The following is a 25,361-nucleotide window of genomic DNA, read 5'->3' as shown; positions in this document are numbered from 1 at the left end:
GAATTCAGCCTTAAACATTTCTGTTTATTTCACCCTGTAACAACCGGTGCACCCGTACCGGAAAATTAAAACAACGATATCGTTAGCCCTAACTAATTCGAGTTGCAGGACAAGGTACTTGTGCCTTGATCTGCGCTAGTGCTGGCCCCGTAGGGGCCAGCGCCATGGATGGGCCGAGTTATCCTAAGCCAACACCTGCGACTTGAAGAATGACGGGCATAAACTCATAAAAGGAATGAGCATGAACAAGCGTCTCTGGGTACTCAACCCACTGCTGCTGGCAACCGCCCTGCCCGCCTGGGCCGCTGATGACAATATGATCGTCAGCGCTAACCGAACGCATCGCACCGTCGCTGAAATGGCGCAGACCACCTGGGTCATTGAAGGCCAGGAGATTGAACAGCAGGTACAGGGCGGTAAAGAATTTAAAGATGTGCTTGCGCAGCTGATCCCTGGCATCGACGTCAGCAGCCAGGGACGCACCAACTACGGCATGAACATGCGCGGCCGCGCGATCGTCGTCCTGATCGATGGCGTTCGCCTTAACTCCTCCCGTACCGACAGTCGCCAGCTGGATTCAATCGATCCGTTTAACATTGAACATATCGAGGTGATCTCCGGCGCCACCTCGCTCTACGGCGGCGGCAGTACCGGTGGTCTTATCAATATCGTCACCAAAAAGGGACAACAAGAGCGTCAGGTCGATCTGGAACTGGGAGGCAAATCCGGCTTTGCTAATAGCAACGATCGCGATGAACGCGTGGCGGCAGCGGTCAGCGGCGGTACCGACCACGCTTCCGGTCGTTTGTCGGTCGCTTATCAGCGCTTCGGCGGCTGGTATGACGGTAACCACGATGCGCTAATCCTGGATAATACCCAGACCGGCCTGCAGCATTCCGATCGCCTCGACGTCATGGGGACGGGAACCATTGAAATTGACGATAACCGTCAGCTGCAGCTGGTTACGCAGTATTATAAAAGCCAGGGCGACGATTATGGCCTGTACCTGGGGAAAAATATGTCGGCGGTGACCGGCGACGGCAAGGCCTTTACCACCGATGGTCTGAACTCGGACCGCGTACCCGGCACCGAGCGTCACCTCATTAGCCTGCAGTATTCCGATGCCGATTTCCTTGGCCAGAACCTCGTCAGTCAGGTTTATTATCGCGATGAATCCTTGTCCTTTTATCCCTTCCCTACGCTGAGCAAAGGCCAGGTTAGCAGCTTCTCATCCTCAAAACAGGATACCGATCAATACGGGGCGAAAGTCACCCTTAACAGCCAGCCGCTGGACGGATGGGACCTGACCTGGGGGCTGGATGCGGACCACGAAACGTTCAACGCCAATCAGATGTTCTTCGATCTGAATCGATCAATGTCTTCCGGGGGCCTGAATAACCAGGCAATTTATACCACTGGCCGTTATCCCGGCTACAGCATTACCAACCTGGCGCCGTTCCTGCAGTCCAGCTACGATCTGAACGATATTTTCACCCTCAGCGGCGGCGTACGTTACCAGTGGACGGAAAACCGGGTCGATGACTTTGTTGGCTATGCCCAGCAGCAGGATGTCGCCGGCGGTAAGGTCAGCTCGGCGGATGCCATTCCGGGCGGAAAAACCGATTACGATAACTTCCTGTTTAACGCCGGGATCGTTGCTCATCTCACCGACCGCCAGCAAACCTGGTTTAACTTCTCTCAGGGCGTTGAGCTACCGGACCCGGGGAAATACTACGGCATCGGCAAGTACGGCGCGGCGGTCAACGGCCATCTCCCGCTTCTCTCCAGCGTTAACGTCGGCGACTCGCCGCTGCAGGGGATCAAAGTCAACTCTTACGAACTGGGCTGGCGCTATACCGGTGATAACCTGCGCACCCAGCTGGCGGCATACTATTCGACCTCCGATAAGACGATTGTCGTTAACCGTACCGACATGACCATCGACGTGCAGTCCGATAAACGCCGTATTTACGGCCTTGAAGGGGCCGTAGATTACTTCTTCCCGAATAGCGACTGGAGCGCCGGAGCTAACTTTAACGTGCTGAAATCTCAGGTGAAGAGTGACGGTAGCTGGCAGAAGTGGGACGTGACGCTCGCCTCGCCGTCAAAAGCCACCGCCTGGGTTGGCTGGGCGCCGGAACCGTGGTCGCTGCGGGTACAGAGCCAACAGGTATTCGATCTCAGCGATGCCAGCGGCAATAAGCTTGATGGTTATAATACCGTGGACTTTATCGGCAGCTACGCGCTACCTCTTGGCAAACTGACCTTCAGTATCGAGAACCTGCTTAATGAAGATTATGTCACCGTCTGGGGCCAGCGCGCGCCGCTGCTCTACAGCCCAACCTACGGCAGCAGCTCTCTGTACGAATATAAAGGTCGCGGCCGTACCTTTGGCCTGAACTACGCACTGAGCTTCTGATAAAAAAGCCCCTCGGCCTGAGCGACTGAGGGGCTAATAGAGATAAACATCTTTTTTACGCTTTGTTAGTCAGAATCAGTTGACCATTGCTGTCCAGCGGGATTTGCGCGCCGGGGTCGCGATCCATACGGATTTTGCCCTGCTGGTCGCCGATTTTGTAAGTGACGTCATAGCCGAGCATTTTTTCCGATTTGTCATACACCGTTTTACAGCGCTGCTGCGTGGTTGTGTAGGTGTCCCCTTCCTGCATTGAGCCCTGAATCTGGTTACCAGCATAGCCGCCGCCCAGCGCGCCCACGACGGTGGCAACGTCGCGGCCGCGGCCGCCGCCGAACTGATGACCAATCACCCCGCCGGCCACTGCGCCTAAGACTGAACCGGCAATACGGTTTTCATCCTGCACCGGGCGACGATGAGTGACGGTGACGTTTCGGCACTCTTTACGCGGGGTTTTAATGCTCTCTTTTATCGGCGTACTGGACACCACCTGCGCATACTGCGGTCCGCGATCTAACACGTTAAGACCGGCAACGGCTGCAACGCCCAGCGCGGCAGCCACGCCAATCCCTATACCCGCCAACATAGATTTATTCACGGGACATCCTCCTTTGTTGCTATTACCGCTAAGTTTGCCGCTCAGCCATAAGCCTTGCAAATAAGAAAGCGGATGAAAAGTGCGTGAACGTACGGCAAATCAAGGTGATTCGGAGAAATCTGAGGGGGTTTTACGGAAAAGACAGGAGGATATTCTGGATATTTCCGGGGGAAAGCTTAGCGGAGGGATCCGGGCGACAGCACCTTTTGGCTCTGCCGCCCGAACAACATTAATGCAGCTTCAGACGCGGGCGAATAATACGGTTGATACGCCCTACCAGCATCATCAGGCCGGTTTTGAAGTAACCGTGCAGCGCAATCTGGTGCATACGATACAGAGAGATATAGACGAAACGCGCAATGCGCCCTTCGATCATCATTGAACCGCGCATCAGGTTGCCCATCAGGCTGCCCACGGTAGAATAGTTGGAGAGCGACACCAGCGAACCGTGATCCTTATAGGTATAGGCTTTAAGGGGTTTACCTTTCATCTGCGCCAGAATGTTGTGCAGAGCGCAGGTCGCCATCTGGTGCGCAGCCTGAGCGCGCGGTGGGACAAAACCGCCTTCAGGACGGGCGCAGGAGGCGCAGTCGCCAATGGCGTAGATATCCTCGTCGCGAGTGGTTTGCAGCGTCGGCTCAACCACCAGCTGGTTAATGCGGTTGGTTTCCAGGCCGCCAATCTCTTTCATGAAGTCCGGCGCTTTAATGCCGGCCGCCCAGACCATCAGATCCGCGTTAATAAATTCGCCTTCTTTCGTGTGCAGACCGTTAGCATCGGCGCTGGTGACCATGGTTTTGGTCAAAACGCGAACGCCCAGCTTGGTCAGCTCGTTGTGCGCCGCGCCGGAGATACGCGGCGGCAGTGCCGGCAGAATACGCTCGCCGGCTTCAACCAGCGTCACGTTAAGGGCTTCATTGGTCAGACCTTTATAGCCATAGCTGTGCAGCTGCTTCACCGCGTTATGCAGCTCGGCCGACAGCTCAACGCCGGTTGCGCCGCCGCCTACGATGGCGATATTCACCTTACCGTCCGCCCCAAGATTCGCCGAGTACTTGAGGAACAGATCCAGCATTTCCTGATGGAAACGACGCGCCTGATGCGGGTTGTCGAGGAAAATGCAGTTTTCTTTAACCCCTGGCGTATTGAAGTCGTTAGAGGTACTTCCCAGCGCCATCACCAGCGTGTCGTAAGGCAGCTTACGCTCAGGTACCAGCAGCTCACCCTTTTCGTTACGCAGTTCAGCAAGGGCGATCGTTTTGGTCTCGCGGTTAATATCCACCACTGACCCCAGCTGGAACTGGAAGCCGTGGTTACGGGCGTGGGCCAGGTAGCTCAGCGCGTCTACACCTTCATCAAGTGAACCAGTCGCTACTTCATGCAGCAGCGGTTTCCACAGGTGGCTGTGGTTACGATCGACCAGCGTAATTTTGGCTTTCTTATTGCGGCCCAGCTTTTTACCCAGCTGGGTAGCCAGCTCCAGCCCACCGGCACCACCACCCACAATCACTATTTTTTTCAATGGTGTAGTCACGCGACCCCCTAAAATTATTAACCAATTGTTAATTAAAAGTTATTGATATAGCCTTTAATTAACAACAGGTTACGGCATTGAAACCATTCAGCGAGATCGAGAATAACATGAACGGTGCATTGGTCATACCAAAATTGATATGCATCAAGTTTTACTGCATATTTTTTGAGCTCGCAATCGCAGAAATGGATAAAAAAAGCCCGCATTGTTTTCACATTGCGGGCCGGGAGCGATCAGCCGAGGGTTTTGAAGGCTTTTATTCGCTGGAGATGCGGGGAGATATTTTTAAACTTGTGGGTCTGTTCTTCATCCCAGATGATCTCATAGTAGTGGTGCAGCAGGTCCGCAGAACGCTGGCTATCCAGCGCTTCATCCTGTCGTGACAGCACCACCAGGCAGCGGTCGCGGTTTTTTTCACGGAAATTATTCACGCACTTGGTGGCGATATCCGCATACTCTTCCGGCCGGTCAATCTTGCCTTCCATGTTTTCATCAGGAAACAGGTTGGGGTTGAAAACGGCCTGGCGAATATCGCAAAGAAAGCCAATTCTCTCCGCCCAGAAACCACCGAGACCCACGCCGCAAATGAGGGGTCGATCGTCGGCGCTTAGCTGCAGCATTTTATCGACTTCTTTTAACAAATGCTGCATATCATGTTTAGGATGCCGCGTGCTGTAGCTAATCAACCGGACATCGGGGTCAATAAACTGAAGCTGTAGCACCTTCTCATGGTTACCGGGGCTGTTTGAGTCAAAACCATGTAAATAGATAATCATCGCATCCTCACCAGACAACAACGCCTTTCAGGTATATTACGCGGACTTCGCCTCTTGCCAGCGCGCGTGAAGCTGCTCCAGCTGCGCGCTTATTGTCTTCCAGCGGGCGGAATCCCTTAACGCCTGACGGCTAATGGAACCTTTATGATACAATTTCGTAACACGCTCTGCTTTGATCGGCGACAGGTTATCCAGCACGCTGACCGCACCCTTACGATTATTGCAGACAAGGATCATATCGCAACCCGCATCCAGGGACGCCTGGCCGCGTTCGGCATAGCTGCCCATAATCGCCGCGCCTTCCATTGACAGATCGTCAGAGAATATTACGCCGTCAAATCCCAGCTCGCCGCGCAGGACCGTTTTCAGCCAGTGCGCGGAGCCGCTGGCGGGACGGGGGTCAACGTCGCTGTAAATAACGTGGGCGGGCATAATAGCATCCAGACGCTGCTCGCCGATCAGCGTGCGGAACACGGCCATATCTTTCGCGCGAATTTCCGCTTCCGCACGCGGATCGCGCGGCCTCTCTTTGTGAGAGTCTGCCGTCACCGCCCCATGCCCCGGGAAGTGCTTGCCGGTGGTTTTCATACCCGCGCCGTGCATGCCGTCGATGAAATGGCGAGCTATCGCCAGCGCCTTGTCGGGGTCCTGATGATAAGAGCGCTCGCCAATAGCGGCGCTGATATGTCCGACATCCAGCACCGGCGCAAAGCTGATATCAATATCCATAGCGATCATTTCGCTGGCCATCAGCCAACCGGCTTCTGCGGCCAGCCGGCCGCCCTCTTCCATGCCTAGCAGGGCGGCGAAGGATTGCGCTGCAGGAAGACGGGTAAAGCCCTCGCGGAAACGCTGCACGCGACCGCCTTCTTGATCGACCGCCACCACCAGATGGTTGCGCGAAGCCTCGCGGATCTGGCGAACCAGCTCACGCAGCTGCGCCGGATCGTGATAGTTGCGGGTAAACAGGATCAGCCCGCCAACCAAAGGATGCGCCAGAATCTCACGCTCTTCCGCATCCAGTTCAAAACCTTCGACATCCAACATTACCGGGCCCACAGCCACCTCTCTTATCCTTTTATTTTTTGTCTAACTGACGCCATATCTCATCGGCCAGCGTGATAAACTGCCGGTCGCCGGTTTGCTGCCAGCGTCGTTCATACCAGCCCGCCATCAGCAGCCGCACCCAAGGGCGCCAGCGCTGAATTTGCTGCAAGAGCTGAAGCTCATCAATGTGCGCCTGTCGCGCATACTCTGCGGTAAGCTGGCGATGCGCAACGGGGTCGATCCACACCGCCGCCAGTTCCAGCGCGATATCGCCATCGCCCGCATATTCCCAGTCAATCAGCCGCAGTCCCGCCTCGCCGCGAACAATGTTGCCCGCATGGACATCCATATGTAAGGGCGCCAGACGTAACGGCTGCGGTTCGCCCCGGCGAAGCAGCCGCTTATGCCACCGTAGCCACAGCGGTGTACGACGCGCAGGACTGCACTGCTGCCAGTAACGCTCAAGCAGCGGCCGCAGCGCGACACGCCAGCCAAAGCGTGGCTGCCGGTGCAGATGATACAGCAACCCTGCGAGCGCCGGACACTCCGGTAATGCGTTGACCACGTCACCAGAGCAATATTCCACCACCATCCAGGCGGGAGAATAAAAAACCGGCGCAGGCGCTAAGGTATTGGGAAGGCGGGAAAGCACACGGTACTGGCGGCGGAAGTCGCAGGACGGCGCATGCGGGTCGTGCGGCTGGCGCAGCACCCGCTTTCGCCGGCCATCGCTGAGAATACAGCTGCCGCCGCTCAGCCCGGTTTCGGACAGCGCGGCGACAGGCGTATAGCGGGGGAAAAAGCGCGACAGCACTTCGTCGCGCGTGAGCTTATTGTTGCTGAACAGCACCTTTACCCGACCAGATAATTTCGCCGGTTTGTACCAGCATCAGCTGCATTTTCAGCTCAGGTGAATTGACGTTGCCGGTTGCGTTGGAATAGAGCACATACTGTGCGCCAACGGTGCGCGCAATGCCCATCGCTTTGCTGCGACTACCAAGGCTATCCTGTGGCGACAGGCCAAGCTGCTGTTTGGCCACGCCCAGCTGCTGCTGGGAAACCAGGGTGAATTTTCCGTTACCCTCAAGCGCATTACGCAGCGCCGTGGTGGCTTCACCCGCATTCAACGTGCCGTTAGTGCGGTTGTTGACGCTGTCGACCAGCAAAATGCTGCCCGCATTTACGCCGCTGGCCTGCAGCATCTGACCAATCATCGGCTGCACCGCGGAGTGCCAGTCAAAATGACGCACGCGCGGCGCCGGCTGCGCAGGCTGCTCGCCGTGTTCAATCGGACCCGGCTGGGTCGGTATCACGGGAATAGTCGGCACAGTCGGCTGCGGCTGAACAGGCTGCTGCGGCTTCGGCTGCGCTTCCTCAACGGGAGCGGGTTCCTGACGTTGACCCACGCATCCGGCAAGGAATATCGCCAGTGCGGTAACTAATGCATAGCGACATAGTTTAATCATTACGATTACCTCTTACAGATAAAGATAAAGTCGGGCCTTGTGCGCCCCCAGAATATTGGCGCTGCCATAAAGCGTAACGGAAGAGTGCGCAGGAACCGTTATGCTGCGTGCAGACTCCAGCGGATGCATTTCCAGTCCCCTGGCGTCATACCAGAAAAAGCGATAATGCACGGTCACCGGAACCTGGCGTTCATTGAACAATCTGGTGGTCGCCGTCGCCTGAATCTCGGATGCGGTTACCGTTGGTACTTCAGCGCTGATTCCTGCTGCCAGTACGTTTGATTCCATCACCAGACTTTGCTGATCGCTGACCGGTATTTCCGGATGCGAACTGCACCCGGCCAGTAATGTCACGGCCAGTAATGCGCCGAAATGGGCTGCACGCATGGAGTTTAACCTTTATGAGCCAGCATCGGGCCTAACGGACGGCCGCCCAGCAGGTGCATATGGATATGATAGACCTCCTGGCCGCCGTGGCGATTGCAGTTAACGATCAGGCGATAGCCATCGTCGGCGAGCCCCTCGTCGCGGGCGATTTTCGCCGCTACGGTCATCATGCGCCCCAGAGCCAGCTCATGCTCTGCGGTCACATCATTGACGGTGGGAATCAGGATATTGGGAACGATCAGAATATGGGTCGGCGCCTGCGGAGAGATATCGCGAAAAGCGGTAACGAGCTCATCCTGATAAACCACATCCGACGGGATCTCCCGGCGAATGATTTTGCTGAAAATCGTTTCTTCTGCCATGACTGATTCCTTAATCATTTTAATACCGTGCACTGGCCTGCCCCTGCAGGTAAACGCGGACGCACGGAATTCCTCTAAGAGTATGAGCGAGTTACTCCCCCTCTTTCAACCTGAATGCGTTTTTTCTTACGCCACAAAGCGCCTGGCTGCCGACGGATTAATCGTTTATTACCTGGAAACGATGCAACGGCAGAAATAACGCCTTTATGACCTTCATGCTTACCCTTATTTACAGTTTAAATATTAATGCGTATATTTCTCATTTGTATTCAAAATGAATGCAATGCGCTTACGATCGACCGCGGCCAGAGAGCCGTAGCGAATAACAATTATCACATGATCAAGGGTTTATGATGTCTCTCTCCACTCACTCCCGGGATGGGCGAAACGCTCCATCCCTGCTTGCGATGGGCATAGCGCTGGCGCTCTCCCCAAACCTTAGCCAGGCTGCCAGTCACTCCGAAGACACTATTATTGTAGAAGGTTCCGCAGATAGCGCTTCGGATACGCAAGAACAGGATTACAGCGTCAAAACTACCTCCGCAGGGACAAAAATGGAGATGGCCCAGCGCGATATCCCGCAATCGGTCAGTATCATCACCGAACAACGGATGCGCGATCAGCAGTCGCAAACGCTGGGTGATGTGATGGAGCACACCATGGGGATCAGCAGCAGCCAGGCAGATTCTGACCGCACCAGCTACTACTCTCGTGGTTTTGAGATCGATAACTATATGGTCGATGGCATTCCGACCTGGTTTGAATCCCGCTGGAATCTGGGCGACGCGCTTTCCGATATGGCTCTTTTCGAACGGGTGGAGGTCGTCCGCGGCGCGAATGGTCTGCTGACCGGCACCGGTAATCCCGCCGCGTCGATCAATATGATCCGTAAGCATGCGACCAGCCGCGAGTTCAAGGGAAATGTCTCTGCGGAGTACGGCAGCTGGAACAAGCAGCGCTACGTTGCCGATATGCAAAGTCCGCTAACCGAAGATGGCAACGTGCGGGCGCGCATTATCGCTGGTTATCAAAATAATGACTCATGGCTCGATCGTTACAACAGCGAAAAAACGTTCTTCTCGGGGATTGTGGATGCGGATCTCGCGACGTCGACCAGTTTATCCGCCGGCTACGAGTATCAGCGTATCAACGTCAATAGCCCGACATGGGGCGGTCTGCCGCGCTGGAATACCGATGGCAGCACAAACCGTTACGATCGCGCCCACAGCACCGCTCCAGACTGGGCCTATAACGACAAAGAGATCAATAAAGTCTTCGTTACGCTGAAACAACGCTTTGCTGATACCTGGCAGGCAACGCTGAACGCCACTCACTCCGAGGTCAAGTTTGACAGCAAAATGATGTACGTAGATGCTTACGTCAATAAAGCGACCGGGATGCTGGAGGGGCCTTATAGCAGCTACGGTCCGGGCTATGACTACGTAGGCGGTACCGGCTGGAATAGCGGAAAGCGTAAAGTCGACGCCGTGGATCTGTTCACCGACGGCGGCTACGACCTGTTCGGCCGCCAGCATAATCTGATGATAGGCGGCAGCTACAGCAAGCAAAATAACCGCTATTTCAGCTCGTGGGCAAACGTCTTCCCCAATGAGATTGGCAGCTTCTACAGCTTCAATAGCGCTGGGTTCCCGGAAACCAGCTGGGGCCCGCAGAGTCTGGCGCAGGACGATACCACGCGCATGAAATCGGTGTATGCCGCTACGCGTATTTCCCTGCTTGATCCGCTGCATCTGATCCTTGGCGTCCGCTATAACAACTGGAGCATTGAGACGCTGACCTACAACATGGAGAAAAATCATACCACCCCATACGCCGGGCTGGTTTACGACATAAACGACAATTGGTCGGCCTACACCAGCTATACCTCGGTCTTCCAGCCGCAGAACAAGCGCGATAGCTCGGGTAAGTATCTGACGCCGATTACCGGGAATAACTATGAAGTGGGCCTGAAGTCGGACTGGATGGACAGCCGATTAACCACGACTCTCGCGATATTCCGCATCGAGCAGGATAATCTCGGCCAGGCGACCGGCGGGCAAATCCCCGGTAGCAACGGCGAAGCAGCCTATAAAACCGTCGATGGAACCGTGAGCAAAGGGGTGGAGTTCGAAATCAACGGTGCGATTACCGATAACTGGCAGATGACCTTTGGGGCGACGCGTTTTGTCGCTGAAGATAATGAAGGCAATGCGGTGAATCCCAACCTGCCGCGAACCAGCGTCAAACTGTTTACCAGCTACCGTCTGCCGGTAATGCCTGAACTGACCGTTGGCGGCGGCGTTAACTGGCAGAACCGGGTATATAAAGATACCGCGACGCCATACGGCACCTTCCGTGCGGAACAGGGCAGCTATGCGCTGGTTGATTTGTTCACTCGCTACCAGGTCACTAAAAATTTTGCTTTGCAGGGTAACGTCAATAACCTGTTCGATAAAACCTACGACACCAACATCGATGGTTCAATTGTCTACGGCGAACCGCGCAACTTCAGCATTACCGCCAGCTATCAGTTCTGATCTCTGGTTAACGTGACAAAATCCGCGGGCGCGCTTTTAACGCCTGCGGCCATTAAAAAAGGCAGCCAGTTGGCTGCCTTAGTCTCCCCATATCACAACTTAGCTGTTGCGGATGTATTCATCCATTTCAGTTTTCAGGTTATCGGATTTAGTACCGAAAATAGCCTGAACGCCCGAACCTGCAACAACCACGCCTGCGGCGCCCAGTTTTTTCAGGCCAGCCTGATCAACTTTCGCCACATCCGCCACGCTCACGCGCAGACGAGTGATACATGCGTCAAGGTTAGTAATGTTCTCTTTACCGCCGAAAGCAGCGATCAGTGCCGGAGCCATTTCGCTGGTCGCGCCAGCTTTGCTGTCTTCGGTTGCATCTTCGCGACCCGGGGTTTTCAGATCCAGCGCTTTAATCAGCACGCGGAAGACCACGTAGTACACGATCGCGTAGCAGATACCGACAATCGGGAACAGCCACAGCTTGCTGCTGTTGCCGGAGAGAACGATAAAGTCGATCAGGCCGTGAGAGAACGACGTCCCGTCACGCATACCCAGCAGGATACAGATCGGGAAGGCCAGGCCCGCCAGAATTGCGTGGATAATGTACAGGATCGGCGCAACGAACATGAAAGAGAACTCGATCGGCTCGGTGATACCGGTCAGGAACGAGGTCAGCGCTGCGGAGATCATGATACCGCCCACTTTCGCGCGGTTTTCTGGCTTAGCAGAGTGCCAGATAGCGATAGCGGCAGCCGGCAGACCGTACATTTTGAACAGGAAGCCGCCGGACAGTTTGCCCGCCGTTGGGTCGCCTGCCATGTAGCGCGGAATATCGCCGTGGAAGACCTGACCTGCTGCGTTGGTGTATTCGCCAATCTGCATCTGGAAAGGTACGTTCCAGATATGGTGCAGACCAAACGGCACCAGGCAACGTTCAATGAAGCCGTAGATACCGAACGCGACAACCGGGTTCTGGTAAGCAGCCCACTGGGAGAACGTCTGGATGGCAGTACCGATCGGCGGCCAGATAAAGGACAGGATCACGCCCGTGAAAATCGCTGCCAGACCGGAGATAATTGGCACAAAACGCTTGCCCGCAAAGAAGCCCAGATATTCAGGCAGCTTGATGCGATAGAAGCGGTTGAACATGTACGCTGCGATGGCACCCGAGATGATCCCCCCGAGTACGCCGGTATCTGCAAGGTGTTTAGCCGCAATCTCTTCAGCAGGTAAATGCAGAACCAGAGGCGCAACCACGGACATGGTTTTCACCATGATGCCGTAAGCGACGACCGATGCCAGAGCGGATACGCCGTCGTTATTGGTGAAGCCAAGTGCGACACCGATAGCAAAAATCAGCGGCATGTTAGCGAAGACTGAACCGCCCGCTTCTGCCATGACGTGGGAAACTACGGCTGGCAGCCAGCTGAAGTTTGCGGAACCGACGCCCAGCAGGATACCTGCGATAGGCAGTACGGATACCGGCAGCATCAGCGATTTACCGACCTTCTGCAGGTTAGCAAATGCATTCTTAAACATAATTGAGAGTGCTCCTGAGTATTTGGTGCTTTTTTACGCTTTCACGCATTGGCCCGGGGGGAGAACCGCGCCGTGGACAGGACATCTAAGCGCCCTTTATTTATTACACAGAGTAAAATAATTACCGGGATGATTGTTTGACGGCTATCACGTTTCAATCAGACACGAGCCAAAAACTTACACTGGCTTACATAACTCGTGTCTGAATGTTGCCAAAAAACCTTCACCGCCCCATTTGTGGCGGTGAACTTTACTCGCTTTAGCTATTAATTACGAGCCTTAAAATAATAAGGAATATCAGAGAGGTTGCAGCCGGGAGGGGTCGATATGAAAAAGCGTCGCGAAATTTTCCGTGGTCTGTTGTGCCAGTTGCTCCAGCGATACGCCTTTAAGAACCGCCATATACTCGGCGACATCCCTGACCAATGCCGGTTGGTTCTCTTTACCACGATGCGGTACCGGAGCCAGATACGGCGAATCGGTCTCTACCAACAGGCGATCGAGAGGTACATAGCGCGCCGCATCGCGAAGCTGCTCCGCATTACGGAACGTCACAATGCCGGAAAACGAGATGTAGAACCCCATATCCAGCAGCTTACCCGCTGTCTCTCTATCCTCAGTGAAACAGTGTAGTACGCCACCGCAATCCGTCACTTTTTCTTCGCGTAAAATTTCCAGCGTATCGGCGCGGGCATCTCGGGTATGCACGATAACCGGCTTATTCAGCTCCCGGCCTATCCGGATATGGTCGCGAAACGACGTCTGCTGGCGCGCTTTGGTTTCCGGCGTGTAGAAATAATCCAGTCCGGTTTCACCCATCGCCACCACGCCATCCTCTGCGGAGAGCTGGCGCAGCGCCTCAACGTCGTACTCTTCATCCTGGTTCAACGGATGCACGCCGCAGGAGAAAACGACGTCGTTACGCTGGCCCACCAGCTCGCGCATACCGCGATATCCCGGCAGGGTTGTGGCCACCGCCAGGCAAAATTTCACATCGCGGGCGGCGGCTTTAGCCAGCACATCGTCCACGTTTTTATGCAGCGTTTGATAATCCAGGCCATCGAGATGGCAATGGGAGTCGACTAAAAACATAATGTCTCTCTCAGAGGTGGGATACGGGAAGGACCGCCCCAGGTTGCAGGTAATGTTCCCAGCGCAGAAGGCGCTCGGTAAGCAGCAGTTCGCGATTGATACCGACAACGCTCAGCAACTGCTCGCGGCAGGCGCTAACGTCGCGCGCGATCGCCTGTAAACGCGCGGCCGGCAGCGCAGCGGCCAGTTGATTCACCAGAGGCCAGGTATCGGGATTGCTGATAAGCGTTATTCCCTGCTGCCTTTTTTGTGCATCGACCAGCAGTGATGCCAGCCAATGCAGACGAATCGCGGCCTGCTCATGATTCAATACCGGCAGCAGAGACAGCCAGTCGCCGTGGGTTAAAACAGCGCCCAGGGACTGGCAAAGCTGCAGCCGCACGCTCCAGTGAGCGTCCTGCAGCAGATCCAGCGCCGCCGCCGGGGCATTGGCGCTAAGCCGCAGCGCCGCGAGCAATGCATCTTGTGACATTGTCACTTCTCGCTCTAACCACGCCAGCGCATACTGTTCAGAAGGCGGAGCAAGATGATGTAACCGGCAGCGGCTGCGCAACGTGGCCAGCAGGCGTGCAGGCTCCTGACAGGCAAGGAAGAACCATGTATTTTCCGGCGGCTCCTCCAGCGTTTTCAGCAGGGCGTTGGCCGCCGCGTCGGTCAGCAGAGCGGCATCGTCTATCCAGACGACCTTCGCGCCGCCCAGACGGGCTCGTTCATAGAGTTTTTCGCTCACTTCACGCACGGCGTCAATCCCGAGCGAGCTCTTCCCCTTTTCCGGGATCAACGCATAATAATCCGGATGCGTCCCGGCTTGCATCAGCTGACAGCTATGGCATCGACCGCAGCTTTTATGCCCCTCCGGCTGCCGGCACATCAGAAAACGACACAGCGCGTAAATCAACGCGTCGCTTCCCATACCCGGCAGCGCCTGAACCAGTAGCGCATGGTGACCCCGTCCCGCCTGATAGCCGGAAACGAGCTGTTCAAAAGACGGACGTAACCACGGATACCATTTCATGCGCGCTGCTCCGCGACCCACTGATTCACCACCGCGCGGATATCGCGCTCAACGGCCTCAAGCGGCTGGGTGGCGTCAACGGTGCGTATGGTGTCGTCCTGCGCTGCCAGCTCAAGGTAGCGCGCGCGCGTACGGTTAAAGAAATCGAGCGACTCCTGTTCGATACGGTCGAGTTCGCCGCGAGCGCGGGCGCGCTTCAGCCCTACCTCGGGAGTCACATCCAGGTAGAGCGTCAGATTGGGACGAAAATCGCCCAGTACCGCATCGCGCAGGGTTGCCAGCATCGTTTGGTCGATACCGCGGCCGCCGCCCTGATAGGCCTGAGTCGAGAGATCGTGACGATCGCCAATGACCCACTGGCCGCGGGCCAGCGCGGGTTTAATCACCGTCTCAACCAGCTGCACGCGCGCCGCGTAAAACATCAGTACTTCGGCTTTATCATTGATAACTTCATCGCCGGTGGACTGTATATCCAGCACCAGGCTGCGCAGCTTCTCGGCCAGGATAGTGCCACCCGGCTCGCGGGTAAACACCATGTCGCTAATGCCCAGCTGTTTTAGCGTCTCTACCACAAGATTACGTGCGGTGGTTTTCCCTGCGCCCTCCAGGCCCTCGATGACGATATAGTTACTGCGCATTTTTTTCCTTAAGTACTTTCAGATAGTCCTGAACCGAGCGGTTATGGCCGATCAGGTTGGTATTAAACGTATGTCCGCCCTTCCCGTCCGCGACAAAATAGAGGTACGGCGTTTTTGCCGGATGCGCGGCGGCGTTGAGCGAGGCTTCCCCCGGCGCGGCTATCGGGCCGGGCGGCATGCCGTTAATGACATAGGTGTTGTAAGCGGTTGGGGTTTCCAGGTCTTTACGCGTCAACTTACCATTATAACCCGCACCCATGCCGTAAATCACGGTTGGATCGGTTTGCAGACGCATGCCGATACGTAAGCGGTTGATAAACACCGAGGCTACGCGGTCACGCTCTTCGGCCACTGCGGTCTCTTTCTCAATGATCGAGGCCATGGTCAGCAGCTGATTTTTATCTTTGTACGGCAGATTATCCATCCGCCCTTCCCAGGCTTTATCGACCGCGGCAACCATCTTCTGATGCGCGCGCTTAAGGATCGCCACATCGCTGGTGTTGGCGGTATACATCCAGGTATCCGGCCAGAACCATCCTTCGACCCAATCGGGATGCTCCAGATCGAGAGCCTTTGCGACGGTTTCATAGCGATCGTCCGCCAGCGTATGCTTTACGTAGGGCGCATCGCGCAGCTGGCGCAGGTAGTCGCTCACCCGCATCCCTTCCACGAAGCGTAGCGGAAACTGGGCCTCTTTGCCGCTGGCTAACAGCTGCAGCATTTGACGTACCGTCATCTCAGGCGTGAAGCGATAGGTTCCGGCTTTAAAGTGGGATAGCTCGGGCTCAATGCGCAGCAGCCACTGAAACACCCGAGGTCGGTTGATCACTTTATCGCTGTAGAGCTGCTGCCCAAGCGCCAGGCGACCTGTGCCGGTCTCAAGGGTAAAGATGGTCTCTTCTTTAATCAGTAATTTGCTGTCCGCCAGCTGGCGAACTTTCCACATACCGACGCCGGCGGCGATGCCCAGCACCACCACCAATAGCAGGATGAAACGTAACATTTTCTTCATGACTAATCAGACAGCTCACACAAGGGGGCTAAAAAATGGTAAAGCTCGCGCGCGGACCAGCATTTATCGTCCCAGCGGCGAACCGGCACCAGCGGCATCAATGCGTTACAGACAACGACCTCGTCGGCTTCGCGTAACGCATCGGGGCGCATGGTGACTTCGACAACGCGAAACGGCGATGGTGCCAGCTTAGCGAGAATGTGTTGACGCATAATGCCGTTGACTCCCGCCCGATCGAGGCGCGGGGTAAAGACGTCAAAGCCTGTACGCCAGAATATGTTCGCGGCACAGCATTCCGTAAGCCACCCTTCGCTGTCAAGGACCAGCGCCTCATCGGCATCCGTCTGCTCAAGATGAGAACGAATCAGCACCTGCTCAAGGCGATTAAGGTGTTTGAGTCCGGCAAGTAAAGGGTTGCATCCCAGCTGAACCGGGCTCAGCGAGACGGAGATCCCTTCTTTACGCCAGCGGTGGTAGTGAGCCGGGTAAGGCGATACGCTGAGGATGCGGCTGGGATTTACGCAGCCTGCGGCGCTATAGCCTCGACCGCCCACTCCGCGCGTGATGATCGCTTTCAGCACGCCATCAGAATGGGGCTGCGCAAGGCGTGCCATCTCCCCTGCCAACAATTCCCAGTCGTTAAAGGGGATGAAGAGCTTTTTGCAGGTCGTTTGTAGCCGAGTCAGGTGTGCGTTGAGGAACTGAACCTGTCCCGCCACAATTCGCGCGGTGGTAAAACAGCCATCGCCAAACTGCACGCCGCGATCGTTCACCGGTAACACATTCGCCCATGCGCCATTCAGTAGATACATTCACCCCCCTCATTATTAATAACGATAAGAGTGCCTTCAGATGACACATTATGCAACCATCTGTACAAATCAATAAATCCTTCTGTGCCAACTTGTTTAGTTGCCATAATTAGTGAATTCATAATCCACAAAAACTGATTTTACCTTCCATCAAAGCATTCAGCGAAATAATAAGGATACACATCAAGTAATACTATTCACATAAAAAATCACATAACTAATATTGATTTTTTAAAAAAACTACAATCCAGTTTTAGAAAACATAGCTACCCACTTCACTAAGAACACCTATAATCAAATTGCCCGACATTAATATTAAATTCTGTACGATTATTATTTCCCTATCGATGAAATGGAAAATCATCGTCACTTATCTTTATCAAGGACTCATCAATGAAATTAAAATTAGCTACTATCGCTTTTGTTGCCACCATGGGGATTGCCTCTTCTGCAACCGCACAGGATGGCCAGATTAATTTTACCGGTAAAATAACAGAAACCGGTTGTAAAATTAACGGCGGAGTCACCAGCGCGCAGGATGTGAAGCTCGGTGAAGTCTCTAAAACCGCACTGCCGGCTGCTGGCGACACGGCGGCGACCACCCGTTTCTCGCTGGTATTGACGGAATGTCCGGAAGACCTGTTGGGTAAGCCGATTAGCGTTAAATATGACGGTACTCCGGATAGCATCAATACCGATTATTTACAATTGACCGGTGCGGGTAGTGAAAATGTTGCTGAAGGCGTGGCGATTCAGTTACTCAACGACGATACCTCGGCGCTGCCGCTGGGCACGTCTTCCAGGCCGGTAACTATCAGCAACAATGCAGCTGAAGAAACCACTCTTAACTTCTTCGCTCGCTATATCGCAACCACAGATACAGTGAAAGCCGGTGATGCTAATGGTACCGTAAACTTCACGCTGACCTACAACTGATCGCCCCATTCTTCATTTATCACAACCACAAAGAAATAAGGCCGGAAATCCGGCTTTATTTTTCGGGATATTGCCAATGAAAAAAAGCTTAGTATTAATTGCCACAACGCTATTAATGGTGACAGTATCAGCTCAAGCCGGCGTTATTATCGGTGGAACGCGCGTTATTTATAACGGTGATAAAAAAGAGACTTCCATTAGCGTAAAAAATCCTGACAAATCATCATACCTGATACAATCCTGGAGCGATAGCGGAGAAAAAAACAATGATAAATCACCCTTTATGGTTACTCCACCGCTCTTTCGTCTCGGGCCTGGACAAGAGAACACGCTAAGAATAATTCGCACCGGCGGTTACTTACCAGAGGACCGGGAGTCTCTGTACTGGATGAATATTAAATCTATTCCTTCGACGGAGAAGCAGGATAATGTAAATAGCCTGCAAATAGCCATAAAAACGCGCATCAAGTTAATATATCGCCCCCAGGCGCTTATCAAAATGCCGGAAGATATTGCCGAAAAGTTAACCTGGCAGCGTAACGGTAATACACTGATCGTTAGCAATCCTACAGCGTATTACATGAACTTCAGTACCATCAAAATGGGCAATACTTCGGTAAAAAATGCCGCCTGGGTTGCACCGAAGAGCTCGGTTAGCTTTGCCATTCCTGCCGGCGCGAGCGGCGATGTGGTATGGACGCTGATTACTGATTATGGCTCCGTCGGAAAAGAGCATCGAGCACGTTTATAACGCTAACCAGTGTTAGCACCGAAAGGATATCGGGATGAATGTAGACGCCTACAAAAAGAAAATAACGCTCAGTCGTATCGCCTGCTTTATTGCCTTGCAGTGTGCTTTATCTATTCATAATACCGCATTAGCTCGCGAGTATTTTAATCCGGCCTTTCTCGGGATCGATGGGCCGGGAAAGGATTTGACCGACCTCTCTGCTTTTGAAGAAGGCGTCGGCCAGATGCCAGGAAACTATCATGTTGACGTTATCGTCAATAAAACATCAGTCGGTCTATATGATATTGACTTTGTAATGCAAAAAGATAGCCAGGGTAACTCTACGCTCCAGCCCTGTCTTAGTCTTGAGGCATTACAAAAATTTGGTATCCGTACACAGTCATTTCCCCAGCTTGTTAATGGCAAAGATTGCGCCAACTTACAGGTTATTCCGCAGGCCAGTGCGGAATTTGTCTTCGATCGGCAGCAGCTACGCCTCTCTATTCCACAAGCTGCATTAAACAACCATGCCCGCGGCTATGTGGCTCCGGAGCGGCTAGACGAAGGAATTAATGCGCTACTGCTGAACTACAACTTTAGCGGCGCCAATACCGAAGCTCGTCAACGCGGCGCAGAAGACTCGAACAGCTATTATCTGAACTTAAGACCCGGTTTTAATATCGGCCCCTGGCGAATCCGCAACTACACGACCTGGAACCGTAACAGCAGCGGTGGGCACGCACAGGAGAGCTGGGATTCACTCTATACCTATGCACAACGCAATATCATCGCCCTGAAAAGCCAGCTCACAATTGGCGACAGCACCGCGCCTTCGGACATCTTTGACAGCGTCCCCTTCCGCGGTGCGCAGCTCGCCTCCGATGACGATATGCTTCCCGATAGCCTCCGCGGCTATGCGCCAGTAATTCGCGGTATTGCACGCACTAACGCTCAGGTGATCGTTAAACAGAACGGCTATACCATCTATCAGAGCTATGTCTCTCCGGGAGCGTTTGAGATCGCTGACATGTACCCCACCGGCAGCAGCGGCGATTTTGACGTCACCATTAAAGAAGCTGACGGCAGCGAACAACATCAGAAAATCGCCTTTGCCTCCCTTCCCGTACTGCAGCGTGAAGGCCGGTTGAAATATAGTCTGACCAGCGGCCAGTACCGCCCTTATGACAGCGATATTAATAAAGAAACGTTTACGCAAGGGACGGTCATTTACGGTCTACCGGCAGGCTTTACTGTTTATAGCGGCGGTCAGTTCTCTCAACATTACCAGTCCGTTCTTCTGGGGGCAGGTAAGAATTTTGGAATGCTGGGAGCGCTATCGATAGACAGCGCGCAGGCATGGTCGAGAAAACAGGACGAAAGCAAAGAAAGCGGTCAATCATGGCGCATACGCTACAGTAAGAACATTATTGAAACGGGAACCAATTTCTCAATTGCGGGCTATCGATACTCAACCTCGGGCTACTATAGCCTGTCAGAGGTACTGGACACGTGGCGCGATAACGACTGGAAAAGTCAAAACGATCGCCGTCGCAATCGCGCCGAACTTCAGCTTAACCAGAATATCAGCCAAAACCTGGGTTCGCTCACCCTCAACATGATGAGTGAGGATTACTGGAATAGCGAGCGTAAAATGCGCTCCATCAGCGTGGGATACAGTAACAACTGGGCAGGAGTAACTTACAACCTCAACTATAGCTATAACGAAAACACCACCGATACCGACAATAAAAAAGTTTATGACAAAGATCAGATCTTCTCATTTAACATCAATGTTCCTTTCGATCTCTGGTCAGGTAATAACTACGCTACCTACAGTCTGAACTCCAGTAAGCACGGCAGCACCAGCCATAATCTGGGGATGAATGGCTCTACGCTGGCAGACAACAATCTGAACTGGAATATCCAGCAAAGCCAGACAAATCACGGTGAAGGCAATGGTGGTTATGCCAGTCTTGACTATCAGGGCACCTATGCACGGGTCAATTCGGCGTACAGCTATGACCGCGATCAGCGCCGAGTCAACTATGGCATTGATGGCGGACTTGTCGCCCATGCTAACGGCCTGACGCTCAGTCAGGAGTTAGGCGAAACTGCAGCCCTGGTCGAAGCGCCCGGTGCTGACGGCGTAACGGTAATGAATCAAACGGGTGTAAAAACGGATTTTCGTGGCTATACCATAGTTCCGTATGTCTCCCCCTATCGTGAAAGCGTGATTTCCCTGGATACGGCGACGCTACCGGATAATGCCGACGTAGAGCTGACCTCACAAACCGTTACGCCCACTCGTGGAGCCATCGTCCGCACCCACTTTGCGGCTCACGTCGGCAAACGAGTGTTAATGACGCTCATTCGCCGCAGCGGTGACGTCGTCCCCTTTGGCGCAATGGTCTCAATCAACGGCGTCGACAAGCCGTCCGGTTCTATCGTCGGCGACGGCGGGCAAGTTTATCTTACCGGCATGCCGACTAACGGTACCGCTACGGCAAAATGGGGGCAAACAGCGTCAGAACAGTGCGAGTTTCTCTGGCAGCTACCTGACGTCGTCCCCGCAAGCGGGGTCGCTGAACTAACATCCTCCTGCCAATAGAAAGGAAAAGGCGCCACGAGATGAAAGCAAAACTCTATTTACCCATCGCGGCAATCACTTTCTTTGCCCTCTTCCCCGCGCATGCAGACTATTTTGATGCGGTCAGGGGAAGCGTAATGAACTATAAATTTGGTGATTTCACGCTGCCAGCTAACCCTGGAGAAACGACCTATTGGGAGGAAGCGGGATCGCTGCCGACAACGGTATCGAGGAGTGATACAACCGGCTCTTATATTGCCCTTTCAATTAACGGACCCCTGGTCGGTGACAATATCTACGCGACCAGCAATCCGGGTATTGGCATTCAATATAAAACGAGCGTGGATACACTGACTGATGCGGGTGGAGGCACAGAATCGACTCCGAATAGTCGCTTCAATTTAGGGCAGCAGGTCGCTGCAGATATAAGCACTTACGTCCACGTAAAATACCGACTTGTCAGGCTGACAAATAAGATCCCTGCCGGTAAAATTACCAGCGCACCGCAGGTAACTGCCACTTTTTACAACCCAGATGGAAGGGGTACCGCTGTATTCACTCACGGTATTTATAGCTCAACGATTGCCTCGCAACCTAAAACAACTTCCTGCACGGTAGACGCACCGACGGAAATAAAGCTTCCTGCGCTTTACGGTAATAAGCTGAAAAATGGTGCGCAAACTATTACTGAAGCTCCGACCATCAAATTAATCAACTGTCCCGGCGCGATTGACGGTATTTCTTATAACTTTAGTGCCGTTTACGGCGCGCGCGATGCCTCAAATGGAATACTCAACGCCGTTAATGGCGATGGCTACGCGCAAAACGTTTACATTCAGGTCCAGAATGCCGACGGAACCCCCCATACGGTTAATAGTTCAATAGCACTCAGTGATTACGCAGGTTCAGGTGAATATGAAATCCCTGAATTTAAAGTTGCTTATTATATTGAGAACATTGCAAGCGTGACGGCTGGCGAAGTGAAATCCGCTATCGAACTCAAATTAACCTATAACTAAACAAGGAAAGGAAATGAAAATTAAACAAGGACTTTTGGCAACCTTAGTTACCGCCAGCTGCGGATTATTCACGCCTTTAAGCCACGCGGTCAATATCGATATCACGGGAAAAGTTATCGCCTCTCCTTGCGAGGTCAATGGCGGTAATGAAACCCTCTCCATTGATCTGGGAGATTCTATTCGGGCCGGAGATATTTTTGAACCAGGTAGCGGCAGTGAATGGAAAAGCGCAGATCTTGAGCTTGTTTGCCCCCCTTCGGCCAGGTTCTTTAATGTGACCTTCACGGGTACTAGCGATGATGACGATCCGGCTTATTACAAAAATACCGGTACCGCTCAACGCGTCATGGTTGAATTAACCAATACCCTGTCAGAAACCGCTTACAAAAATGGGACCACGCTGGAAAATCTGGAAGTAGGAGGCGCCTACATTCTCGTCATGCGCGCCCGTGCGGTTTCTAAAGGGAATCCTATCCCGGGCACCATTTCAGCGCAGGTACAGGCTACCATTACCTATCCGTAGAATAACTTAAGAGACCGGATAAAAAGAATGAGACTGCGAATAATAGAGGTTATCTCATGGCTTACGCCCGCGCTCGGGATAATGATGACCGCCGTTCCGGCATTTGCGACAGACATTAATCTGACGGGTACGGTGGTAGCCTCTGCCTGCACGGTAGATACTGCACACTCGATCAATCAGACCATTACATTCCCGGATTCAAAGACATCTGATTTTACCAGGGCAGGTGATGCCAGCGAATGGCAGAATTACGCCATCGTATTCACCTCTTGCCCACCGTCAACAACGAACATAATTGTTAACTTCTCCGGTACCCCAGATCCATCCAATAAATGTCTGGCAAAAAATGACGGGAGTGCCACAGGTATTGCACTACAATCGGCCTTTGGCAAAGATGGTGGTTATTTGCAAAATTGCTTTGGTGGAATGACTGGAACTGCTTATGAAACAGGAAGGACCATAGAGTTGTCCTCTCGAATGATTGCCACCTCCGATCGTGTCACCGGAGGGAGTTTTCATTCAACCCTGTTACTTACTGTGACCTACAAATAACATTATGCTGACGCCTTGATAGCGAATGCCTCTGCCCTCTAACGTCAGACATAAAAAAACGGCACGTATAAACGTGCCGTTTTTTATTGACTGCATCGACCGCTAGACGCGCTTGAAAATCAGCGAGCCGTTGGTACCACCGAAGCCAAAGGAGTTACACAGGGTATACTCCATTCCGCTAACCTGGCGCGCTTCGTGCGGAACGAAGTCCAGGTCACAACCTTCATCCGGGTTATCCAGGTTAATGGTTGGCGGAACGGCCTGATCGCGCAGCGCGAGGATGGAGTAGATAGACTCTACTGCGCCCGCCGCGCCCAGCAGGTGGCCGGTCATGGATTTAGTCGAGCTGACCATTACGCGGCTGGCAGCGTCGCCGAAGACGGATTTCACCGCCTGCGCTTCTGCTTTATCGCCTGCCGGCGTAGAAGTCCCGTGAGCGTTGACGTAGCCAATCTGGCTTGCTTCAATGCCCGCGTCGCGAATAGCGTTAACCATCGCCAGCGCTGCGCCAGCGCCATCTTCCGGCGGTGAAGTCATATGGTAGGCATCGCTGCTCATACCAAAACCGACGATTTCCGCATAGATTTTCGCGCCGCGTTTTTTCGCGTGTTCGTACTCTTCCAGCACGACCATGCCTGCGCCGTCGCCCAGTACGAAACCATCACGCTCTTTATCCCATGGACGGCTTGCCGCCTGTGGGTTGTCATTGCGCGTGGAGAGCGCTCGTGCTGCACCAAAGCCGCCTACGCCCAGAGGGGTACTGGCTTTTTCTGCGCCACCGGCAACCATTGCGTCAGCATCGCCATAAGCGATAACGCGCGCTGCGTGACCAATATTGTGGACGCCAGAGGTACAAGCGGTCGCGATGGAAATGCTTGGTCCACGCAGACCAAACATGATGGTCAGATGCCCGGCCACCATGTTAACGATTGTGGAAGGAACAAAGAACGGGCTGATCTTACGCGGTCCGCCTTTTACCAGCGAACTGTGGTTTTCTTCGATCAGGCCAAGTCCGCCAATACCGGAACCAATAGCGGCACCGATGCGGGTAGCATTCTCTTCCGTCACTTCAAGGCCAGAATCCTGCATGGCCTGAATGCCAGCGACAATTCCATATTGAATGAAGGCGTCCATCTTGCGCTGTTCTTTACGCGAGATGAAGTCATCACAGTTAAAATCCTTTACTAAGCCAGCAAATTTCGTTGCATAGGCGCTAGTATCGAAATGGTCGATCAGGCTGATGCCACTCTGACCGGCAAGGAGAGCTTTCCAGGTAGACTCTACGGTATTGCCGACAGGAGACAACATGCCCAGTCCGGTCACAACTACACGACGCTTAGACACGGTTGTCCTCCAGGGAGGGAAAATAGATTCTTGTGGGACAAAATATGGATAAAACTCAGGCGGTCGAGTGACCGCCTGGAGATGTTCACTTACGCCTGGTGGCCGTTGATGTAATCAATGGCAGCCTGAACAGTAGTGATTTTCTCAGCTTCTTCGTCCGGAATCTCAGTATCAAACTCTTCTTCCAGAGCCATTACCAGCTCAACGGTGTCAAGAGAATCAGCGCCCAGGTCTTCAACGAAGGAAGCATTGTTGGTAACTTCTTCCTGCTTAACGCCCAGCTGTTCGCCGATAATTTTCTTAACGCGTTCTTCGATAGTGCTCATACTCTTAAATTTCCTATCAAAACTCGCTTTCGCGATGGTTTTCGTAGTGTATAAAATGTTGAAAAATTTGCAACTAAATCCCGGCAGGTCTTACCACGATTTTACGCTATTTTGCGGCT

24 protein-coding genes are annotated in these 25,361 nt (G+C 53.5%); 8 read left to right on the top strand and 16 right to left on the bottom strand.

From position 1 onward, the window contains the following. The first annotated feature begins 241 nt into the window (after positions 1-241). On the top strand, positions 242-2,419 hold the full coding sequence (locus ABLV12_RS03920; protein ID WP_016807630.1) for a TonB-dependent siderophore receptor: 2,178 nt from the start codon (positions 242-244) through the stop codon (positions 2,417-2,419). A 55-nt stretch (positions 2,420-2,474) separates the two neighbouring features. Here ABLV12_RS03920 and ABLV12_RS03915 read toward each other — a convergent pair whose 3' ends face one another. The 8 genes from ABLV12_RS03915 to hinT form a co-directional block, all read right to left on the bottom strand. After that, complete coding sequence (locus ABLV12_RS03915) at positions 2,475-3,014, bottom strand: glycine zipper 2TM domain-containing protein (RefSeq protein ID WP_004101127.1); 540 nt, start codon at positions 3,012-3,014, stop codon at positions 2,475-2,477. Positions 3,015-3,243: 229 nt separating this feature from the next. Further along, complete coding sequence (locus tag ABLV12_RS03910; RefSeq protein WP_004101125.1) at positions 3,244-4,548, bottom strand: NAD(P)/FAD-dependent oxidoreductase; 1,305 nt, start codon at positions 4,546-4,548, stop codon at positions 3,244-3,246. A 233-nt stretch (positions 4,549-4,781) separates the two neighbouring features. Further along, positions 4,782-5,324 carry an alpha/beta hydrolase YcfP gene (gene ycfP, locus ABLV12_RS03905; RefSeq protein ID WP_004101110.1) on the bottom strand — a complete coding sequence of 181 codons (543 nt, stop codon included), beginning with the start codon at positions 5,322-5,324 and terminating at the stop codon, positions 4,782-4,784. Between the two features lie 36 nt (positions 5,325-5,360). Then, on the bottom strand, positions 5,361-6,371 hold the full coding sequence (nagZ, locus tag ABLV12_RS03900) for a beta-N-acetylhexosaminidase (RefSeq protein ID WP_348866795.1): 1,011 nt from the start codon (positions 6,369-6,371) through the stop codon (positions 5,361-5,363). Between the two features lie 31 nt (positions 6,372-6,402). After that, the gene (thiK, locus tag ABLV12_RS03895; RefSeq protein WP_348866790.1) at positions 6,403-7,221 is read right to left on the bottom strand and encodes a thiamine kinase; all 819 of its coding nucleotides are present in this window, start codon (positions 7,219-7,221) and stop codon (positions 6,403-6,405) included. Then, positions 7,202-7,837 (bottom strand): penicillin-binding protein activator LpoB, encoded by a 636-nt coding sequence (lpoB, locus tag ABLV12_RS03890; protein WP_004101106.1) that lies wholly within the window; start codon positions 7,835-7,837, stop codon positions 7,202-7,204. Before lpoB ends, thiK begins: the two co-directional genes overlap by 20 nt. 12 nt (positions 7,838-7,849) lie before the next feature. After that, complete coding sequence (locus ABLV12_RS03885) at positions 7,850-8,224, bottom strand: YcfL family protein (protein ID WP_014228846.1); 375 nt, start codon at positions 8,222-8,224, stop codon at positions 7,850-7,852. A gap of 5 nt (positions 8,225-8,229) precedes the next feature. Then, entirely contained in the window at positions 8,230-8,586 is a 357-nt protein-coding gene (gene hinT / locus ABLV12_RS03880) for a purine nucleoside phosphoramidase (RefSeq protein WP_004112181.1), read from the bottom strand. 353 nt (positions 8,587-8,939) lie between these two features. Between hinT and fhuE the strand changes: the two genes are divergently transcribed. Beyond that, positions 8,940-11,123, top strand: a complete 2,184-nt coding sequence (gene fhuE / locus ABLV12_RS03875) for a ferric-rhodotorulic acid/ferric-coprogen receptor FhuE (RefSeq protein WP_348866794.1) — start codon at positions 8,940-8,942, stop codon at positions 11,121-11,123. A gap of 99 nt (positions 11,124-11,222) precedes the next feature. Here fhuE and ptsG read toward each other — a convergent pair whose 3' ends face one another. The 6 genes from ptsG to pabC all read right to left on the bottom strand — a co-directional run bounded on the left by ptsG (position 11,223) and on the right by pabC (position 17,225). Further along, complete coding sequence (gene ptsG, locus ABLV12_RS03870; RefSeq protein WP_004101102.1) at positions 11,223-12,656, bottom strand: PTS glucose transporter subunit IIBC; 1,434 nt, start codon at positions 12,654-12,656, stop codon at positions 11,223-11,225. A 297-nt stretch (positions 12,657-12,953) separates the two neighbouring features. Further along, a complete protein-coding gene (locus ABLV12_RS03865; protein ID WP_348866789.1) occupies positions 12,954-13,748 on the bottom strand; it encodes a metal-dependent hydrolase in 795 nt (264 codons plus the stop codon). 10 nt (positions 13,749-13,758) lie between these two features. Then, positions 13,759-14,763, bottom strand: a complete 1,005-nt coding sequence (gene holB / locus ABLV12_RS03860) for a DNA polymerase III subunit delta' (protein WP_016807624.1) — start codon at positions 14,761-14,763, stop codon at positions 13,759-13,761. Continuing rightward, a complete protein-coding gene (gene tmk, locus ABLV12_RS03855; RefSeq protein ID WP_004101099.1) occupies positions 14,760-15,401 on the bottom strand; it encodes a dTMP kinase in 642 nt (213 codons plus the stop codon). Before tmk ends, holB begins: the two co-directional genes overlap by 4 nt. Further along, positions 15,391-16,413, bottom strand: coding sequence for a cell division protein YceG (gene yceG / locus ABLV12_RS03850; RefSeq protein ID WP_064355899.1), 1,023 nt, complete (start codon positions 16,411-16,413; stop codon positions 15,391-15,393). Before yceG ends, tmk begins: the two co-directional genes overlap by 11 nt. Positions 16,414-16,415: 2 nt before the next feature. Continuing rightward, positions 16,416-17,225 carry an aminodeoxychorismate lyase gene (gene pabC, locus ABLV12_RS03845; protein ID WP_004112174.1) on the bottom strand — a complete coding sequence of 270 codons (810 nt, stop codon included), beginning with the start codon at positions 17,223-17,225 and terminating at the stop codon, positions 16,416-16,418. Positions 17,226-17,618: 393 nt separating this feature from the next. On the opposite strand from pabC, the gene ABLV12_RS03840 reads away from it, so the two are divergent. The 6 genes from ABLV12_RS03840 to ABLV12_RS03815 all read left to right on the top strand — a co-directional run bounded on the left by ABLV12_RS03840 (position 17,619) and on the right by ABLV12_RS03815 (position 23,572). After that, entirely contained in the window at positions 17,619-18,161 is a 543-nt protein-coding gene (locus tag ABLV12_RS03840) for a fimbrial protein (RefSeq protein WP_348866788.1), read from the top strand. Between the two features lie 76 nt (positions 18,162-18,237). After that, positions 18,238-18,912: a molecular chaperone gene (locus tag ABLV12_RS03835; protein ID WP_064396825.1), complete on the top strand. Its 675-nt coding sequence runs from the start codon at positions 18,238-18,240 to the stop codon at positions 18,910-18,912. A gap of 34 nt (positions 18,913-18,946) precedes the next feature. Further along, positions 18,947-21,499, top strand: a complete 2,553-nt coding sequence (locus ABLV12_RS03830; protein WP_348866787.1) for a fimbria/pilus outer membrane usher protein — start codon at positions 18,947-18,949, stop codon at positions 21,497-21,499. Between the two features lie 20 nt (positions 21,500-21,519). Beyond that, positions 21,520-22,497, top strand: a complete 978-nt coding sequence (locus ABLV12_RS03825) for a fimbrial protein (RefSeq protein ID WP_064396821.1) — start codon at positions 21,520-21,522, stop codon at positions 22,495-22,497. 13 nt (positions 22,498-22,510) lie between these two features. Continuing rightward, complete coding sequence (locus ABLV12_RS03820; RefSeq protein WP_064396819.1) at positions 22,511-23,020, top strand: fimbrial protein; 510 nt, start codon at positions 22,511-22,513, stop codon at positions 23,018-23,020. Between the two features lie 81 nt (positions 23,021-23,101). After that, positions 23,102-23,572, top strand: coding sequence for a fimbrial protein (locus ABLV12_RS03815; protein WP_224313954.1), 471 nt, complete (start codon positions 23,102-23,104; stop codon positions 23,570-23,572). A gap of 102 nt (positions 23,573-23,674) precedes the next feature. On the opposite strand, the gene fabF is transcribed toward ABLV12_RS03815, so the two are convergent. Beyond that, positions 23,675-24,916 (bottom strand): beta-ketoacyl-ACP synthase II, encoded by a 1,242-nt coding sequence (gene fabF / locus ABLV12_RS03810; RefSeq protein WP_004101085.1) that lies wholly within the window; start codon positions 24,914-24,916, stop codon positions 23,675-23,677. Between the two features lie 89 nt (positions 24,917-25,005). Next, entirely contained in the window at positions 25,006-25,242 is a 237-nt protein-coding gene (gene acpP, locus ABLV12_RS03805) for an acyl carrier protein (RefSeq protein ID WP_000103754.1), read from the bottom strand. Positions 25,243-25,361 lie beyond the last annotated feature (119 nt).

Origin of the sequence: Klebsiella sp. CN_Kp100, from assembly GCF_040065315.1 — a bacterium.
Lineage (GTDB): Bacteria > Pseudomonadota > Gammaproteobacteria > Enterobacterales > Enterobacteriaceae > Klebsiella > Klebsiella oxytoca.
Note: the sequence above shows the minus strand (reverse complement) of the source record. Positions and strands in the feature narration are given on the sequence as shown.

Bases quoted from the DNA above. Each gene is read 5' to 3' on its own strand.
- ABLV12_RS03865 (WP_348866789.1), bottom strand. From the start codon at position 13,748: ATGTTTTTAGTCGACTCCCATTGCCATCTCGATGGCCTGGATTATCAA.
- tmk (WP_004101099.1), bottom strand. From the start codon at position 15,401: ATGCGCAGTAACTATATCGTCATCGAGGGCCTGGAGGGCGCAGGGAAA.
- fhuE (WP_348866794.1), top strand. From the start codon at position 8,940: ATGTCTCTCTCCACTCACTCCCGGGATGGGCGAAACGCTCCATCCCTG.
- ptsG (WP_004101102.1), bottom strand. From the start codon at position 12,656: ATGTTTAAGAATGCATTTGCTAACCTGCAGAAGGTCGGTAAATCGCTG.
- ABLV12_RS03815 (WP_224313954.1), top strand. From the start codon at position 23,102: ATGATGACCGCCGTTCCGGCATTTGCGACAGACATTAATCTGACGGGT.
- ABLV12_RS03920 (WP_016807630.1), top strand. From the start codon at position 242: ATGAACAAGCGTCTCTGGGTACTCAACCCACTGCTGCTGGCAACCGCC.
- pabC (WP_004112174.1), bottom strand. From the start codon at position 17,225: ATGTATCTACTGAATGGCGCATGGGCGAATGTGTTACCGGTGAACGAT.
- ABLV12_RS03825 (WP_064396821.1), top strand. From the start codon at position 21,520: ATGAAAGCAAAACTCTATTTACCCATCGCGGCAATCACTTTCTTTGCC.
- ABLV12_RS03885 (WP_014228846.1), bottom strand. From the start codon at position 8,224: ATGCGTGCAGCCCATTTCGGCGCATTACTGGCCGTGACATTACTGGCC.
- lpoB (WP_004101106.1), bottom strand. From the start codon at position 7,837: ATGATTAAACTATGTCGCTATGCATTAGTTACCGCACTGGCGATATTC.
- ABLV12_RS03820 (WP_064396819.1), top strand. From the start codon at position 22,511: ATGAAAATTAAACAAGGACTTTTGGCAACCTTAGTTACCGCCAGCTGC.
- ycfP (WP_004101110.1), bottom strand. From the start codon at position 5,324: ATGATTATCTATTTACATGGTTTTGACTCAAACAGCCCCGGTAACCAT.
- nagZ (WP_348866795.1), bottom strand. From the start codon at position 6,371: ATGTTGGATGTCGAAGGTTTTGAACTGGATGCGGAAGAGCGTGAGATT.
- hinT (WP_004112181.1), bottom strand. From the start codon at position 8,586: ATGGCAGAAGAAACGATTTTCAGCAAAATCATTCGCCGGGAGATCCCG.
- holB (WP_016807624.1), bottom strand. From the start codon at position 14,763: ATGAAATGGTATCCGTGGTTACGTCCGTCTTTTGAACAGCTCGTTTCC.
- ABLV12_RS03835 (WP_064396825.1), top strand. From the start codon at position 18,238: ATGAAAAAAAGCTTAGTATTAATTGCCACAACGCTATTAATGGTGACA.
- ABLV12_RS03830 (WP_348866787.1), top strand. From the start codon at position 18,947: ATGAATGTAGACGCCTACAAAAAGAAAATAACGCTCAGTCGTATCGCC.
- acpP (WP_000103754.1), bottom strand. From the start codon at position 25,242: ATGAGCACTATCGAAGAACGCGTTAAGAAAATTATCGGCGAACAGCTG.
- yceG (WP_064355899.1), bottom strand. From the start codon at position 16,413: ATGAAGAAAATGTTACGTTTCATCCTGCTATTGGTGGTGGTGCTGGGC.
- ABLV12_RS03840 (WP_348866788.1), top strand. From the start codon at position 17,619: ATGAAATTAAAATTAGCTACTATCGCTTTTGTTGCCACCATGGGGATT.